A 16737-nucleotide genomic window follows, 5' to 3' on the forward strand; every position below is an offset into this window, starting at 1 on the left:
CAAGCTGATCAAGCGTTTAGGTCTGCGTCGCTAAGAAGAATAAGTGAGGGGGCCTTAGAGGCCCCCTTATTACTTTTATCATCCTTATTTTGGGAGGAATTACTCCGTGAATCCCGTTACTAAAACATTCCAGTGGGGCGGCCAAACTGTCACTCTGGAAACCGGTCGTATAGCCAGACAGGCTAGCGGTGCGGTACTGGTTACTATCGATCAAACCCAAGTTCTGTGTACTGTGGTTGCAGCAAAATCTGCCAAGCCGGGTCAGGATTTCTTTCCGTTGTCTGTGCACTACCAAGAGCGCACCTACGCCGTGGGTAAAATCCCCGGTGGTTTCTTTAAGCGCGAAGCGCGTCCCTCTGAAAAAGAGACGCTGACGTCACGTTTGATCGACCGTCCGATTCGTCCACTGTTTCCCAAGGGTTTCCAGAACGAAGTTCAGGTTATCTGTACGGTAATGTCTGCAGACAAAGTAAACGATCCAGATATCGCAGCGCTGATCGGTACTTCTGCAGCGTTGGCTATTTCTGGCGCGCCATTCGCTGGCCCAGTTGGTGCAGCCCGTGTCGGTTTCACTGCCGAAGACGGTTATATCCTTAACCCGACGTTTGAACAGCTTAAAACCAGCATGCTGGACATGGTTGTAGCTGGTACTCAAGACGCTGTCTTAATGGTTGAATCAGAAGCGAAGCAGCTGACCGAAGACCAAATGTTGGGCGGCGTTCTGTACGCCCACCAAGAAATGCAGGCCGTTATCCAAGCTATTAAAGAGCTTGCTGCTGATGCAGGAAAGCCGTCTTGGGATTGGCAGCCAGAAGCGGAAAATACCGCTTTGTTGGGCGCCGTTGCCGAAGGCTTTAAAGCTGGTTTGGGCGATGCCTACCGCATTACTGACAAGATGTTACGTTACGCCAAAGTTGGCGAGTTGCGCAATGAGGCGATTGCCGCCTTAGCCACGGGTGACGAAGCGCTGTACAGTGCTGACGACGTGAGAGGCGTTTTTGCCAAGCTGGAAAAGCAAATTGTTCGTCAGCGTATTCTTAATGGCGAGCCGCGTATTGATGGCCGTGACGGTCGCACGGTGCGTCCTATTAACGTTGAAGTTGGCGTGTTGGGCAAAGCTCACGGTTCTGCATTGTTTACTCGTGGTGAGACTCAGGCGATTGGCGTGGCAACATTGGGCACGTCTCGCGACGGCCAGTTTGTTGACGCGTTGCAGGGCGAGTTTAAAGACCACTTCCTATTGCACTATAACTTCCCCCCCTACTCAGTAGGCGAGTGCGGTCGTATGGGCAGCACTGGTCGTCGTGAAATCGGTCACGGCCGTTTGGCGCGTCGCAGCTTAGAAGCGGTATTGCCGAGTGTTGAAGAGTTTCCGTACACCATTCGCGTGGTATCAGAGATTACTGAATCTAACGGTTCAAGCTCCATGGCGTCGGTCTGTGTTGGCAGCTTGTCCTTGATGGATGCCGGTGTTCCGCTGAAAGCGCCTGTTGCCGGTATCGCGATGGGGCTGGTTAAAGAAGGCGAGCGTTTCGCTGTTCTGACTGACATCCTCGGCGACGAAGATCACCTTGGTGATATGGACTTTAAGGTTGCTGGTACCGCCGACGGCGTAACGGCACTGCAGATGGACATCAAGATTGAGGGTATTACCCAGAAGATCATGGAAGTCGCTCTGGAGCAGGCTCAGCAGGCTCGTTTGTTGATTCTTGGTCAGATGAACCAAATCTTGGCTAGCTCGCGCAGCGATGTGTCGGACAACGCGCCGAGCATGTACGTAATGAAAGTCGACTCTGATAAGATCCGTGACATCATCGGTAAAGGCGGCGCCACTATTCGCGCAATGTGCGAAGAGACCGGTGCGCAGATTGATATCGAAGACGACGGCACTGTTCGGGTTTACGGTTCTGACGCTGCTTCACGTGACGATGCGGTTAACCGTATTCTGGCGATCACTGCTGAAGCTGAAGTCGGTGCAGTTTACACCGGTAAAGTGGCGCGCATCGTTGATTTTGGTGCCTTTGTTACGATTTTGCCGGGTAAAGACGGTCTGGTACACATCTCACAGATTTCTGATGAGCGTGTCGAGAACGTGAGTGACTACTTGACCGAAGGCCAAGACGTCCAGGTTAAAGTCCTCGACGTTGACGCTCGTGGCCGCATCAAACTGTCGATTAAAGAAGTTGCGGCGGAAGCGGCAACTGAAGAGCAAGGTGAGCCTGCCGCCGAATAAGCGTTGCTTTCTTGCTTGACCTAACCCCGCTCTGCGGGGTTTTTTTTTTTTTTTTTTTTGTCTCGATATTTACGTTACTTACTATTTGGCGCACTGAATTTGCCGTAGACAGTTTGGTCCGCTGTGGTAATCTTCGAGTGCGGTTAAAAATGTATAAAACAACTAAGGGGATTTTGAATGAAAAAATTACTATTGGCCTCGGCAGTGATGGTATTTTCTAGCGCGTCGTTCGCGGTTGCACCGGGTGGGCCGAATTGTGGCTGGGGCAATATGTTGTTTGCCGGTCAATCTGGCCTGCCTTCGCATTTGGTTGCGTCAATTACCAATGGTACGTCTGGCAATAACACCTTTGGCATGACCTTGGGTACCAACGGTTGTTCGGCAGACGGCACCTTGACTTACAGCGGCAAGAAAATGATTAATGTCGGCGCCATCTTGGATGAGTTCTCTGAAGACGTTGCCCGTGGCGATGGTGAAGCATTAACGGCTGTTGCTGTGTCACTGGGTATTAGTGCAGAAGATCGCCCGGTATTTAAGGCGGCAATGCACCAGCACTTTGACAGCCTGTTCCCACAGGGTGATGTCAATGCCGATGCGGTGGTAGCATCCATGTTTCAAATTATGAAAAGTGATCAGCGCTTAGCGAAATACGCTGCCTAAATTTTCTTTTTATCAGTGCGATAACGGTCCCTCGGGGCCGTTTTTTTATACAAGGAATTTTATGACGCGTTTACTCGCTGCAATGATGGGGTTTGTATTCTGCGTTCCCGCCTTCGCCTTAGATGCTAATCGCCAGAGCGTAGACGTAAGCGCGCTGGCACAGAGTAATTCATGGCGAGCTTTGCTGCATATTCCCCGCGGCGAAAATAAACACAGCTATATTGATGACCCTCGGTTTTTTCTTGCTAAAGACGGTCCAAGTAATCGGACTGCCGAACTTGTTGCAACATTAGCTGCTTTTGCACAGGACCCTGAGTCAACGGCCTGCCGTTTTCCCGCTCGTTACCAATGGCTGCAGCAGCGGGGTGTATTGCCACCAACGTTGTTGGCGGGCTGTGACGAGTACCAACAGTGGCGAACGCAAACTGATATAAATCGAGTGGTTTTGGTGTTGGCTGCGAGTTATTTAAACAGTCCCTCGTCAATGTATGGGCATACCTTTTTACGGCTCGACCCGGCGGGTGAGCGCAGCGAGAGCGCTTTTTTATCTTACGCGCTGAATTTTGCAGCGAATATTCCCACTGGCGAAAACGGTTTGTTATATGCGTATCGGGGCATTGTGGGGGGATATCCTGGGCTATTCAGTATGCAGCCTTATTATGAAAAAATTCAGGAGTATAGCCGTCTAGAAAACCGCGATATGTGGGCCTACCCTCTGCGCTTGAGCGCCGAACAAATCGATACTCTGCTGGCACATACTTGGGAATTGCGGGAGATTAATTTTGATTATTATTACTTTGACGAAAACTGTTCCTTCCGACTGCTAGAGCTATTGGAAGTGGCGCTGCCGGACGTGGATTTGACCTCCCGCTTTACTCGCGCGGCAATGCCCATCGATACCGTGCGGGAAGTGATCGGTGCTGGTTTAGCGGAGGAGCCGGAGTACCGCGCGTCGAAGCGGGTTGAGCTTGAATTATTGCTGGCGGACTTTAATGGTGAACAGCGAGAGTTGATAAAGGCTTTGGCGAGGAGTGATGATGCCCTTGTAAGCGCAGAGTTTGTTCGCTATTCCGGCCGCGAGCGTCAGGCCATGGCGATGACCGCTTACCGCTATTTGCGTTACAGCGATAATCGAGCGCAACGCAGCAGCACGGTGGCTGCGCGTAGTCTGGCGCTGCTGCGTGAAGTACAAGGTCACGGCCGGGCAGAGTGGCCACAAACGCCATCACCGGCCAAGCCGGATCAGGGGCATCCGACATCCTTATTTGCATTGAATGTGGGTTCCGGTGATGACCGTCAATACAGTACCGCCGAGTGGCGGATTAGTTATCACGATGCTCTGGATTCCGCTGCCGGATATCCCGCTGGTGCTAGCTTGAGCATGGGGCGTGTAGAGGTGCGCTGGCAGGAAGGCCGTGACGCGGGCGATGATAATATTCAATTGCAGCGCTTTGACCCTGTGGCGATCCGTTCCTTGGCGCCGCGCAATGGTTTTTTTGCGCCGCTGAGTTGGCAAGTCGACGCCGGGCTAGAGCGTTTAAACGACGCGCCTGAACAGCGTTTGGTTAGCCGTATTAGCGGCGGCGCGGGCTATAGTACTGGCGTATTGGGTGGTGTGGCGTATGTGCTGCCGGGGCTGCGCTTGGAGTATAACGGTGATGCGAAGCAGCATTTACGTCTCGCGCCACACGTCGTGTTGGGCCAGTTGTGGCAGGGCGCTGTGCTGGCGACGGAGCTGAGCTTTCGCTACAGTGATTTTGGCGGCGACGGCGAGCGTCGCAGCGTTAGCGTCAGCAGTAATTGGGCCTTGTCGAGCGCGTATGCCCTGCGCGGTTCGGTGGTCTACCGTCATCAACCCTGGGGCGAGTCGACGGGAATAGAGTTGCAATGGCGCTATTATTTTTGAGCTATAGTCGGATGGTGGCTGTGGCCTTATGCTGGCGCAGAACTGGTGTTTTGCTGCTGTTATGTTTTCAGCTTAGTGCTTGTGAAGGCCTGCTGTTTTTCCCGCAGCAGCAATTGTTGCGGACTCCAGCGGATGTTGGCTTGAGCTATAGCGATGTGCAGATCACGGTTGATGACAGCGCTACGCTGCATGGGTGGTGGCTGCCAGCAGTCGGCGAAGCCACGGCAACCGTGCTATTTGCCCACGGCAATGCTGAAAATATCAGTACTCATTTGGCCAGTGTATATTGGTTGCCGGCGAAGGGAGTCAATGTTCTGCTCATTGATTACCGCGGTTATGGTGGCTCACTAGGCCGACCAAGTGTCGCGTCGGCGCACGAGGATATTTTCGCGAGTTTGGTATGGTTACAAGATCAGCCTACACTGCAAGAAACGCCGATTCTGGTCTTAGGCCAAAGCCTGGGCGCGAGTTTGGCGGGCGTCGTTGTGGCGCGTCATCGCAGCGATATTGCTAATTTAGCAGGGGTGATTTTAGACGCGGGATTTACTGGTTATAGCGCTATTGCCAAGACCATGGCAGCCGCTAATTACGTGACGTGGCCTTTTCAATATGCGGTCGCGTGGGCGATGCCCAAGGGCCAGGATTTGATTGCCGAAGTTGCTGAGATTGCGCCGCTGCCGCTATTGTTGATTCATGGCCGCAGCGATCCCGTTGTGCCATATGCAAATGCGGTGGCCCTATACGCTGCGGCGGCACCGCCGCGCCAGCTGCTCAGTTATGATGGTGGTCATATTGAAACCTTTAACCATCCGCACGCGGGCATGCAAAACCGGGCCACCGTCATGGATTTTATTCGCAAGGCGGTGGCCCAGTGGCGCTAAGGTGAATTTGGCCTTTAGTGCTGATGTCCGCCTTCGCCGTGGGCGTGACGGTGACGAATTTCTTCGTCAGTGGCGTCGCGAATGTCCTTGATTAGCACTTTAAAGCTTAAGGTCTGGCCCGCAAGTGGGTGATTGAGATCAATATCGACCGCAAATTTGCCAACTTTAACCACGGTCGCTTGGCGCATGCCCTTGTCGGTATTGAAGCTAATCGCTTGGCCGGGCTTCATTTTGCCTTCGTGCTTGAGGTATTTAGCAGGAATACGCTCTTGTTTGTTGGGCTCTACGTGGCCGTAGGCGTCTTCAGGTGCGAGGGTTACCTCAAACTCCTCGCCCACTTTGTGACCCGCCATGGCCGCTTCTAAGCCGCTGATGATATTGTCGGCGCCGTGCATATACAGCGACGGGGTATCGTTAAAATTGTTTTCTAATACCGTGCCCTGACTATCGCGAAGTTCGTAGTGAAACGACACCACTTTATTTTTGCTGATTTCCATCTTGTCTCCTCGTCGCGATTGGATATCGCACCACAATCTTAAGCCGCGTATAGTAATCGTGAAATTCGCCCAGTGGTAGCTTTGCCGGGTTGAATATAATGGAGAAACGCTATGGGCGAGGTCATCCCGTTTAAACGTCGCCCATCGGGGCGCAAGGCAGTGAGCAGTTTGTGTCGTGAGGGGCATCATAAATGGCGGGTAGATAAGGCGAAACAATTTGACGTAAAGCGGGGTAAGCTAGTGACTGTATACCGGTGTGAGCGCTGCGGTGAACAAAAAATCACCGCACATTGAGCTACTTACTGGATTTCGATTGAGCCACCGTGATTGATTTCGTCACTGATTAAGGCGAGCCAGTTTTGCGCTTCATCTAGGCCTTCAACGGCTTTGACAACGCAGGCGAGGCCAAGTAAATGCTCGCGGAGTAAAACGCGCATTGGTAAGTTGTGCTCCTGGGCTTGCTCTTGTAGGAACAGAAATGCCTGGGCGCTAATGTCGTCGATATGCATCTGCTGCGTATTTTGACGATATTCTGCTAGTCTAATAACTTTTGGGGCGGCCATCTCAGTTCTCCATTGTTCAACTTGTAATCAAGTATAGGGGGCTGGGCGGATTTAACCCTTCGTAATTACCCGTACGGCAGTGAATGTTCACTAGCCCGCATTGCTGCCGTATTGAGGCGTTGCATTAAATTAGGGGCTGAACACAAGAATAGGTTTACGTCTGTTTGCTGTGATTAGACTCTAGAATCATTGTTTAAGGATTAAATAACACTGTATGTCGGAAACTATCGTGATTGGCGCTGACGGCGTCGAACAAATGCCATTAAAGACCTACACCGAGAAAGCCTACTTGGACTACTCGATGTACGTTATTCTCGATCGCGCCCTGCCAAATATTGCCGATGGCTTAAAGCCAGTGCAGCGGCGGATTGTCTACGCCATGAGCGAGCTGGGGCTCAAAGCCAACGCTAAGTATAAAAAGTCGGCGCGCACCGTCGGTGACGTCATTGGTAAATTCCACCCCCACGGTGACAGCGCGGTCTACGAGGCGATGGTGTTGATGTCCCAGGACTTCTCCTACCGTTACCCGCTTATTGACGGTCAGGGTAACTGGGGTTCCCCCGACGATCCAAAGTCATTCGCGGCAATGCGTTATACCGAGTCTAAGCTCACCAAATACGCTGAAGTGTTATTGAGCGAGCTGGGTCAGGGCACGGTTGATTGGGTGCCAAATTTTGACGGCGCGATGGATGAGCCGTCGACCATGCCTGCGCGGGTGCCGAATATACTGCTCAATGGCACCACCGGTATTGCGGTGGGCATGGCCACTGATATTCCTCCCCATAATTTGCGGGAAGTAGTCAGCGCCTGTATACATTTGTTAGATGCGCCCAATGCCTCGGTAGCCGAACTGTGTGAGCATGTTAAAGGCCCGGATTTTCCGACTGATGCTGAAATTATCACACCCCCGGAAGACTTGCGTAAAATGTATGAAACCGGCCGTGGCTCGTTGCGCATGCGCGCGCTGTGGCAGGAAGAGGGTGACGATATCGTTATTACCTCGCTGCCGCATCAGGCTTCAGGTGCCAAAGTGCTAGAGCAAATTGCCGCGCAGATGCAGGCCAAGAAACTGCCGATGGTGGTGGATTTGCGCGATGAGTCTGACCACGAGAATCCCACGAGATTAGTGGTTATACCCCGTTCCAATAGGGTTGATGCGCAAGCAGTAATGAATCATTTATTTGCCACTACCGATCTGGAGCGCAGTTACCGGGTCAATATGAATATGATTGGCCTTGACGGTCGACCTCAGGTGAAAAGCCTGGATAAAATTCTTAGCGAATGGCTGGAAATTCGAACCAACACTACACGCCGTCGCCTTGAATTCCGCTTGGATAAAGTGCTTAAGCGCTTACATATTCTCGACGCCTTATTAATTGCCTTTTTGAATATTGACGAGGTTATCGCCATTATTCGCGAAGAGGAGCAGCCCAAGCCCGTATTGATGGCGCGCTTTGATTTGACGGATACTCAGGCTGAAGCGGTTTTAGAATTAAAATTACGGCAGTTGGCTAAGCTTGAAGAGATGAAAATTCGCGGCGAACAAGAAGAGTTAGCGAAGGAACGCGATTCGCTAGAGCAAACCTTAGGCTCTTCTCGGCGTATGAAGACCTTGGTTCGCAAAGAGTTGCTGGCGGTCGCCGAGGAGTTTGGCGACGAGCGTCGTTCGCCGTTGGTGGTGCGTGCAGAGGCTAAGGCCTTCTTGGAGGAAGATATTGTCTCCGCCGAACCCGTTACCGTGGTTCTGTCAGAAATGGGGTGGATTCGGGCCGGTAAAGGCCATGATATTGACCCAGTGAGTTTGAGTTATAAGTCTGGCGACCGCTATAACTTGGTTGCGCGGGGCCGCAGTAATCAGCCGGTGATTATTCTCGACAGCACCGGGCGCAGTTACACTGTAGCCGCGCATACCTTGCCGTCGGCGCGGGGCCAAGGCGAGCCGTTGACTGGCCGAATTAATCCGCCTTCCGGAGTGAGCTTTACCGGCATGATGATGGGGGGTGACGAGGGCTATTACTTGCTCGCGTCGGATGCGGGCTACGGCTTTATTGCCAAATTAACCGAGTTGCAGAGCAAAAATAAGGCGGGCAAAGCGGCGTTGACCTTACCCAATGGCGCAAAAGTGCTGCCACCGATTGCCATTGCCGAATTGACCAATAGCTATGTGGTGGCGGTGACGACGGAAGGTCGGATGTTAATTTTTCCTGCCGCAGAATTACCTGTTATGCCGCGTGGCAAGGGCAATAAGATGATTGGAATTCCGTCGGCGCGCCTAGCGAGCCGCGAAGAGTATGTAACGGCAGTGACGATCTTTGGTGAGCGGGACGTGTTGAAGGTAATTTCTGGCAAGCGCCATTTATCCCTTAAGTTTGCTGAACTCGAACACTATGTGGGGGAGCGCGGCCGTCGGGGGCACAAATTGCCCCGCGGCTTCCAAAAAGTAGATGCCTTGGAGACCATCAGCCCTAATTAATGAGGGCTGATGGTATGGTCTTCGTGTTGGCGTAAATTGTCTTGCTTGAAGGATTCAAGGCTCAGCTTTTTTAGTTGGGTCTGCTGACGCTCAAGCAAGTCGTTATAAGGCGATTTCATGCCTATTACCTGATTGCCACGGAAATCGCCCCACGCCTCTATACGTTCGTGTTGCCGGCTGCGTTTATCTAGCCAGGTGCCTTTGCCCTCGGCTGTGGCGCGGTGCAGTTGATCGATGGCGGCGCACTCCAGTGATGCACATTCCCAATGATCGCCCTCGCCAAGGATATGGGCGATACCGGCGCGGCTGCGTAAAATTTTATCGAGTTTTTGAAATAGCTCGGCGCAGCATAGCGCGCGGAATAGCGGGTGATCGGTGTCGGGCACTTCAAAAAAGCGCAGGCTGATGGCATTGTGGCGGTGCACCACTAAATCGGCGTGGTAGAGTCTTGCAATGGCCTCGCCTCGGGCGTAGCTGGTGCGCAGGTGTTCGCGAAAACTGTCGGGGGCCATCTGCGCGTGCAAGGCATCGTAGGCCTGCCAGTGGCAGTGCAGGACATAATAATCTTTAAAGCGATTTTTACCGAGTTTGCTCAGGCGTATTTGCGGTTTGTGGATCTCTTCGAGGAGCTTGCCGAGGCTGTCGCTGCCGCGATACAAGCAATCATCAGTGCGCAGCGGTTGCGCTAGTCTGGCCCTCGCCAGCTCTAGGATTTCTTCAATACGTCGCAGCGGGACGGCAACAATGGCGTAGCTAAAGCAGGCAAGTAGTCCGGTTAAAATCAGTAGGGTTTTTCCTAGGTCGCGAATTTCATCGCCAATTAATTCTCGGCTCAGCGAGAGTTTAACTAAACCTAGGCGGCCATCGGCGGCGACCTGCGCTTCGTAATTAAGGTTTTCTGCGCGCCAGTGGCCTGCTTCCGCGACAGCTTCTTCACGGGCATTCGAAATGCTGCCGTAAACGATCAGCGGGCTATTAATATAATCCTGCAATATGGCCTGTAAGCTGACTTTGTCGTTGCGCAGCAGTGCTTGCTGGCTTTGCGAGGCGAGTTGATTGGTCCACTGCTGGCCAATCATGCGGGTGGTTTCCAGCAGTATTTGCTTGCTGGCGGTCATACTGGTAAGTAATAAGGTTAGGCCAGCGAGTGCGCAAATGAGCGCGGTAATCAATCCGCACTTGGCGGATAAGGGGAGCTTTAGGAGCTGCTTTAGCATTGACTATCATTCCATCCGGAATTAGAAGTTTTATTGGTAATGCGAGTATATCAAGGCTCGCAGCACTTGGGTGGAATCCCGTCAACCGCTACAATACGCCGATTACCGTAGGGGGTGGTGTGAACGAAATCATATTGATCAATATTGCCGGAGATGATCGTCCGGGGGTGACCAGTAGCATTACCGGTATTCTAGCTGACCACGGGGTGAATATCCTCGATATTGGTCAAGCGGTAATACACGATAATTTAGCGCTGGGTTTATTGGTAGAGGTGCCCGCCAGTGCTGAAGCCGCGAGTATCCTAAAAGATATTCTGTTTCGCACTCATGAAATGCAAATGCAGGTGCGATTCTTACCCGTTAGCCCCGAAAGCTATAATCAATGGGTGACAGGGCAGGGCAAGCAGCGCCACATAGTGACGCTGTTGGCGCGCAAAATCACTGGGCGTCACATTGCCAGTGTCACCGATATTGTGTCGCGTTATGAGCTTAATATTGATCGCATTGACCGTTTGTCTGGTCGGGTGCCATTAGAAGGGGTAGCGCAGCAGTCTAAAGCCTGTGTTGAGTTGTCGGTGCGGGGCAATTTAGTGGATGCCTCCGATTTCCGTCGGGAGCTGCTGCACCTAGCGAGTGAGTTGGATATTGATATTGCCTACCAAGAAGACAATATGTTCCGGCGAACGCGGCGCTTAGTGGCCTTTGATATGGATTCAACCCTGATTGAAGCCGAGGTCATTGACGAGTTAGCAAAGGCGGCGGGTGTGGGTGAGCAGGTTGCCGAGATCACCGAGCGGGCAATGCGTGGCGAAATTGATTTCACCGAGAGTTTTAAAGCCCGGGTCGCACTGCTCAAAGGTTTGGATGAGTGCGTGCTTGAGGGCATTGCCGCCAGCTTGAAAATTACTGAGGGCGCCGAAAAACTCGTCTCTACCCTAAAACAGCTAGGCTATAAGACCGCGATATTGTCTGGCGGTTTTAGCTACTTTGGCCAGTATCTCCAGCAGAAGCTCGGTATCGATTATGTGTATGCCAATGAGTTAGTGATTCGGGATGGCAGGGTGACCGGTGAGGTTGAGGGTGTTGTTGTTGACGGCCAGCGCAAGGCGGAGTTATTGCGCGAAATCGCCCAGCGTGAAGGTTTAAATTTAGAACAGGTTATCGCGGTGGGTGATGGGGCTAACGATTTGCCGATGCTGAGTATAGCCGGATTGGGAATTGCCTTTCGGGCTAAGCCCATCGTTAGAGAAAATGCCAAACAATCGATTTCGACCCTGGGGCTGGATGGTATTTTGTATTTGCTTGGCATCAGCGACCGCCATACCAACTAATGAGTGTCGCGGCAGGAGTGCCTCCTGCCGCGAGTATTAATTGAACGAGGCAAATTCGTAGTTCATGCTCGGCATGGGGTCGTTGACGTAGCTGCCCTGGATGAAGTCAGGCCCTAATTGCCAAAGCATGGCAAGGGTGGCGGCGCTGCCCACATTAGGAATTAATACCCTGCTTTTAAGCACTTTGGCTTGCGCGACAATATCTTTGATTTGTTCATCGCTCGGGGTGTCGGTTTTTCTAAAGCCCGGTTTTACCAAATGCGGTTGAATATGCGATAAAAACTTATTGCCTTTTTGGGCGCGGCCGAAGTTGCGAACACTGAGTGCAGAGCCCATTTTCTGCAGCTGCTGAGCGAAGTTCAGCGCCGGCTTTAAAGCGTTGGCAATACTCTCTTCATTAAACTGCAAAATCACTGACGACGGCGGTAGGCCCGCAGCTTTAAACGCAACACTTAGCCACGAGCAAAACTCTGGGTCGTGAAAAACATTGCCGCTGAGGTTGATGATGAGTTTTAGGTCTTGGCCGGTCTGGCGTTCTTTGGCCAGTTGTTTGGTCGCCTCAACCACAATCCAGTGGTCGAGTTTGTTGTTGTCGGGTTCTTGCTCTATGACGCGCAATAACTCGCCTGCGGTGACTTCGCCTTCTACCCAGTCTTTGATATCCAATGAGGCTTCGTAGTGGTCGCCGTCGGCGTTGCCGAGATTAATCATAGGCTGGAATAGGAGGGTGAGTCGGCCTTGGTTTAAGGCTTCGCTAGCTAATGAGGTCGCGGCCTCCACGGTGCTGAGCTGTTGACGTTCACGATGACAAATCTCAGCGTTGTTACCACCCGCGAGATAGATTTTTTCGGCGCCGTGGAATAGGGTGTCAAGCAACACACTCGCCCGCGGTGGGGTCAGGTGGTTTATAGGCATAATCGCAATGCTGGCGGTGCACTGCAGTGACTTCTTTTTGATTTCAAAGATGTCATTTTCAATGGCTCTGCACAGTTCCAAGGCCATTTCTAAGGCCGCATCGCTGCCCACGTGGTGGCAGATGGCGGCGATCATGTCGTCGGCAACCCGGCCATAGAATTGGGCGGGCATTACTTCGCGAACGTGAACGCTGATCGCTTCGAGTAATTTCTCAACATCAAGCAGGCTCGAACTCTGGCGCAGTTTGCTAAAGCGGTCTAGAGAGAGGAGGATCAAAGACGAGTCACTATTGCGCTCATTTTCAATGAATTCCTGTAATACCTCTTGAAACCGGTATTTATTGCTCATTTGGGTGCTGAGATCTAGACCGTTGAGCTGATTATTGCTGTCGTTATTGTTGAGGCTCAGCTGAATACAGGCTTCGCCATCGTAATTGGCGCTATCGCAGGTAATCAATGTTTTTATTTCGCGGCCGTCGCTGTGCGCGAAGCTAATCTCAAGTTGTTGTTGGTCTTTGTTTAACTGCTGCTTTTTAAGGGCATTCTTAAAGCGGTCCTGATCTTTGTTGGTGATCAAATCGACAATGGGAAAACCTTCTAAATCTTCATTGCCCATGTGTTCACAAAAGGGTGGGTTGGCATAAATAATCATGCCGTCGGTAATATAAGCGAGTGGGTCGAAGTGGTCGGCAAGCAGTAGTTCATTGCGTCCTTCCGCTTCTTTAAGGGCAATTTCACGCTGTTTTAATTGGCGGCGAAGCGCTTGGCTGCGCTGTTCGCGGAGTGCGGCGCCCACAAGCTGGGGGATGTCGTATTTACTAATAATGTCTGTGACCGCCGGATCTGGCGGATTTAATGGGTCCCCTTTGCCCATAAATATTAGGGAAATATCGACCTGATGTTTGCGCAGAATGTGGCCGCAGCGCTGCACGTCAAGTTGCGAACGCTCGGCATCAAAGATGAGTACATCCCATTGCTTTTCAAGAATGACTTTAGCGAGCTTCTCGCCGGTTTCAACGCCTTGGGTGTGGGCTACTCGGCCGGCGCGTCGACAGCAGGCAACGATTTGTTCGGCGTCATTGTCCGCTAAACAAAACAGCAGAATATTGATGGCGGTGTCGTTACTCATAATGACTCATTGCGTGGTGATGCCTAGATCGCTATGGGCTTACAATATATCCCAGAGCTGATTGAAATCGCCTTTATTTCCTAGCTCCGCATCCGGTGCCTCTGCCTTAACGGCGGCGCGAGAAATGTCTTGAAAGGTGAATAGCTTGAAGGCATTGGAATTTTCGATTTTTTTGTCGAGTTTTACCCGCATTGCGTGGCCGGGGCGCAGTAGTTCGACGGTTTGGCCCTCGGCGAAGCCCGTGACGCTAGATAAAAGCAGTAAAGGGCCTTTGGCGAGCTGCCCGCCGGGCAGCAGCATGGCACGCTGAAAGTCTTGAACTGGCAGGCCTGAATGAATCAGCCTAACACTGTAGGGGGTGGCGGCGGAGGCAATGGTTTCAATGCCAATTTGATGAATATCGTCGCTACGCAGCCAGCGCACTACAGCAATCTGCCAGCCCTCATGATCGTTGACTTTTATGCCGAGTAACTCGCCCGTACGAATGCGCGTTTGAGCCGATTCTGGCCACTCAAGCCGATAGCCTGCGCTACTGGTGTCAAAAATGCGAGTACGTAAGTATTGGTACTGAGTTTCGGGTGTTGGGCTGTTGGGGTTGTTCGACGGCAAGCTATAGCTGATATTCTCGACGTGGCTAGGCATTTGATCATACTCAATGTCGAGGTGTTCTTTTGTATTGGTGTCTACGTCACGGGTGTCTAGGCCGGCGCTGCCCCAGGTATCTTTGTTTTGGCCTTCGTCTTTAAAATAGGGGTCGGGGCGGGACTCCGCTTGATGGCGATCTATCTTAAATTGTTCGAAATCAACTTGATTGGCGACAAAAAAATGGGTGGCGTTCATGCCTAGTGTGATCAGCACCGGCTCATTGCAGGGGACTCGCTCTGCGGCACGTGATGTTGCTGAGCTCCACGCGATTGCCAAGTGATCGATGATTGCTTTGGGGAGGGTGGATGGGGCGCTAGGTTTGCGTGCCGACGCACTATCTGACAAGGCGCCGCTCTGGCTTAAAATGGTTTTGGTGTCTATACCGAGCCAGCCAGGTGCTGGTGCTCGTTGAATTAACTCGCGATATACAGGCTGGCGATCTTCTTTGGGGTTTAAAAGGAGTACGCAGCTCTCAAGGCGATCGGCGCGCAATTCGACAAACGCTGTCCAGTAGCTCAGCTCTTTGAATATTTCTTCTATATGACGCTGGGGCAGCTGGTGAGTGCGGCTGCAGGCGAGCATTAATGAACGCAGATACGCTTGCGCTACTATGCCATCGCCGTGAGTGGCATCGCTGACCTTAACCTTGCTCAGTTTCATGCTCAGCGCGCATTGGTAGATGGTGTGCAATGTTTGCCAAAAGCCATTCTGACTGGCGCGATAGAGCTGGTGGCTGCGCAGTAAAATACAGCTGTGCTCAGTCAGCGCGCGATGAAGGCAGATGGCCATCGCTTCTTTGGGTTTTAATAATCGACTCTCTGCTTCAAAGCCTTGAAATGCCTGGCAGTAGGCGGTGGCAAGCTGGGTGTTTAGCGTGTCGGCCAGAAGTACAATTTTTTCGGTCTTTTCTGGCAGAATAATGGGTTTGTTTAAATAGTGCTGAGACAGGCCCTTGGTGACGTAATGCACTTGCGGGCGAATTTTTTCGAGAATTTCAAAGCGGTCTTTGGCTTTACAGGCGACGTGGCTGAGCTCCGATAGCGCCTGAAAAAGTTGACGAGTAGACTCGCCAAGATTGGCCAGCGGTAAGCTACTTAACCACGAGTTAACCGCGTTGGCATTCAGCGCAAATTGGCTGTGGCTATCGCGATTAAACTTGGGTAAGACTAAGGCTAAGCTTGAGCTACTTTTCATCATGTCCCGTTATTTTCCGCAGTCTCAAAGCACAAATATTAAGTATGTGCATTAAGTCTATGTTTTTACGCGTTAATTCATAATAGCGCAAGTGGTCGTTTACTGCTCGCGTGAGGGTCTTCTCTAACTAAGCGCGGTACTAAGTAACCTGGCAAGCTGGCCAGCACCTCGCGCATTAGTGCCTGGGCGGTGGCGTCAGGCACATCAAAATGACTCGCGCCGCGGACTTTATCTAGTACATGCAAATAATAGGGTATAACCCCTGTCTCAAACAGTCGACGGCTTAACTTAATTAATATTTCGGCACGATCATTGATACCTTTAAGTAAAACGGTTTGATTTAACAAATGAATATTGGCATCACGTAGGGATTTGAGGGCGTCTGCGCTGGCGTCATCCAACTCATTGGCGTGGTTGCAGTGGATGACCATTACCGTATGCAGGTGGTGCTTGGTGAGTACCTTGAGTAAATCTGGGGTAATGCGAGCAGGTAATACCAGTGGCAGGCGGGTATGAATTCGCAGTGTTTCAACATGGGGGATATTGGCAATGCGGCCAATGAGTTTGTCTAAGTAGTCGTCGCTGGTGGCCAGCGGATCGCCACCGCTGAGGATCACTTCATGAATTTCGGGGTGCTCAGCAATATAGTCCAGCGCCTGTTGCCAGTCTCTTTGGCTGGGATTGTTGTCGCTGTAGGGGAAGTTGCGCCGAAAGCAGTAGCGGCAGTGCACCGCGCAGGCCGAGCTGGTGATGAGTAACACTCTACCGTGGTATTTATGGATTAAGCCTGGCGCTGGGTTGGCGTCGAGTTCCGCTAGCGGGTCGTCAATAAAGTCAGGCTGCGGCTCAGTTTCCTTTGCTTGCGGTAAAACTTGCAACAGTAAGGGGTCGTTCCAGTTGCCGATTTGCATCTTGGCGACAAAGGCCTCGGTTACCCGCAAAGGGAATTGTTTGAGCGCACCAATCAGTTCTGGACGAGCGGCAATGTCTAAACCTAGGCGCTTAAAAAGCTGCTCTGGGTCACGGATCATCTGCTGCATTTGCTGTTGCCAGCTTTGAGTCTGCCAAATTGTGGTGATAAGAGGTATCATTGT

At 51.9% G+C, this 16737-nt stretch carries 13 protein-coding genes; 7 read left to right on the forward strand and 6 right to left on the reverse strand.

Annotated elements, in window-relative coordinates; genetic code table 11:
• The first annotated feature begins 106 nt into the window (after positions 1–106).
• The 4 genes from pnp to ABYP33_RS05240 all read left to right on the forward strand — a co-directional run bounded on the left by pnp (position 107) and on the right by ABYP33_RS05240 (position 5680).
• Entirely contained in the window at positions 107–2233 is a 2127-nt protein-coding gene (gene pnp, locus ABYP33_RS05225; RefSeq protein WP_373089095.1) for a polyribonucleotide nucleotidyltransferase, read from the forward strand.
• Between the two features lie 177 nt (positions 2234–2410).
• Complete coding sequence (locus ABYP33_RS05230; protein WP_373089097.1) at positions 2411–2893, forward strand: DUF3015 domain-containing protein; 483 nt, start codon at positions 2411–2413, stop codon at positions 2891–2893.
• A gap of 61 nt (positions 2894–2954) precedes the next feature.
• Positions 2955–4799, forward strand: a complete 1845-nt coding sequence (locus ABYP33_RS05235; RefSeq protein WP_373089099.1) for a DUF4105 domain-containing protein — start codon at positions 2955–2957, stop codon at positions 4797–4799.
• The gene (locus ABYP33_RS05240) at positions 4781–5680 is read left to right on the forward strand and encodes an alpha/beta hydrolase (protein ID WP_373089101.1); all 900 of its coding nucleotides are present in this window, start codon (positions 4781–4783) and stop codon (positions 5678–5680) included. Before ABYP33_RS05235 ends, ABYP33_RS05240 begins: the two co-directional genes overlap by 19 nt.
• A gap of 14 nt (positions 5681–5694) precedes the next feature.
• On the opposite strand, the gene ABYP33_RS05245 is transcribed toward ABYP33_RS05240, so the two are convergent.
• Positions 5695–6177: a peptidylprolyl isomerase gene (locus ABYP33_RS05245; protein ID WP_008250531.1), complete on the reverse strand. Its 483-nt coding sequence runs from the start codon at positions 6175–6177 to the stop codon at positions 5695–5697.
• A gap of 111 nt (positions 6178–6288) precedes the next feature.
• Between ABYP33_RS05245 and ABYP33_RS05250 the strand changes: the two genes are divergently transcribed.
• Positions 6289–6471, forward strand: a complete 183-nt coding sequence (locus ABYP33_RS05250) for a hypothetical protein (protein ID WP_373089103.1) — start codon at positions 6289–6291, stop codon at positions 6469–6471.
• A gap of 5 nt (positions 6472–6476) precedes the next feature.
• Here ABYP33_RS05250 and ABYP33_RS05255 read toward each other — a convergent pair whose 3' ends face one another.
• The gene (locus ABYP33_RS05255; protein WP_373089105.1) at positions 6477–6740 is read right to left on the reverse strand and encodes a hypothetical protein; all 264 of its coding nucleotides are present in this window, start codon (positions 6738–6740) and stop codon (positions 6477–6479) included.
• A 214-nt stretch (positions 6741–6954) separates the two neighbouring features.
• Here ABYP33_RS05255 and parC point away from each other — a divergent pair, with 214 nt between their 5' ends.
• On the forward strand, positions 6955–9213 hold the full coding sequence (parC, locus tag ABYP33_RS05260; RefSeq protein WP_373089107.1) for a DNA topoisomerase IV subunit A: 2259 nt from the start codon (positions 6955–6957) through the stop codon (positions 9211–9213).
• Here parC and ABYP33_RS05265 read toward each other — a convergent pair.
• Complete coding sequence (locus tag ABYP33_RS05265) at positions 9210–10430, reverse strand: hypothetical protein (protein WP_373089109.1); 1221 nt, start codon at positions 10428–10430, stop codon at positions 9210–9212. The two genes, parC and ABYP33_RS05265, sit on opposite strands and share 4 nt — an antisense overlap.
• Positions 10431–10549: 119 nt before the next feature.
• On the opposite strand from ABYP33_RS05265, the gene serB reads away from it, so the two are divergent.
• Positions 10550–11761 (forward strand): phosphoserine phosphatase SerB, encoded by a 1212-nt coding sequence (gene serB / locus ABYP33_RS05270; RefSeq protein ID WP_373089111.1) that lies wholly within the window; start codon positions 10550–10552, stop codon positions 11759–11761.
• A 36-nt stretch (positions 11762–11797) separates the two neighbouring features.
• On the opposite strand, the gene ABYP33_RS05275 is transcribed toward serB, so the two are convergent.
• From ABYP33_RS05275 to epmB, 3 genes are all read right to left on the reverse strand, one after another.
• A complete protein-coding gene (locus tag ABYP33_RS05275) occupies positions 11798–13804 on the reverse strand; it encodes an EAL domain-containing protein (protein WP_373089113.1) in 2007 nt (668 codons plus the stop codon).
• A 39-nt stretch (positions 13805–13843) separates the two neighbouring features.
• The gene (locus tag ABYP33_RS05280; RefSeq protein ID WP_373089115.1) at positions 13844–15646 is read right to left on the reverse strand and encodes a hypothetical protein; all 1803 of its coding nucleotides are present in this window, start codon (positions 15644–15646) and stop codon (positions 13844–13846) included.
• Between the two features lie 74 nt (positions 15647–15720).
• Positions 15721–16734, reverse strand: coding sequence for an EF-P beta-lysylation protein EpmB (gene epmB / locus ABYP33_RS05285; protein ID WP_373089117.1), 1014 nt, complete (start codon positions 16732–16734; stop codon positions 15721–15723).
• Positions 16735–16737: the final 3 nt, after the last annotated feature.

Origin of the sequence: Zhongshania sp. (assembly GCF_041584495.1) — a bacterium.
In the GTDB taxonomy this organism is placed as follows: domain Bacteria; phylum Pseudomonadota; class Gammaproteobacteria; order Pseudomonadales; family Spongiibacteraceae; genus Spongiibacter.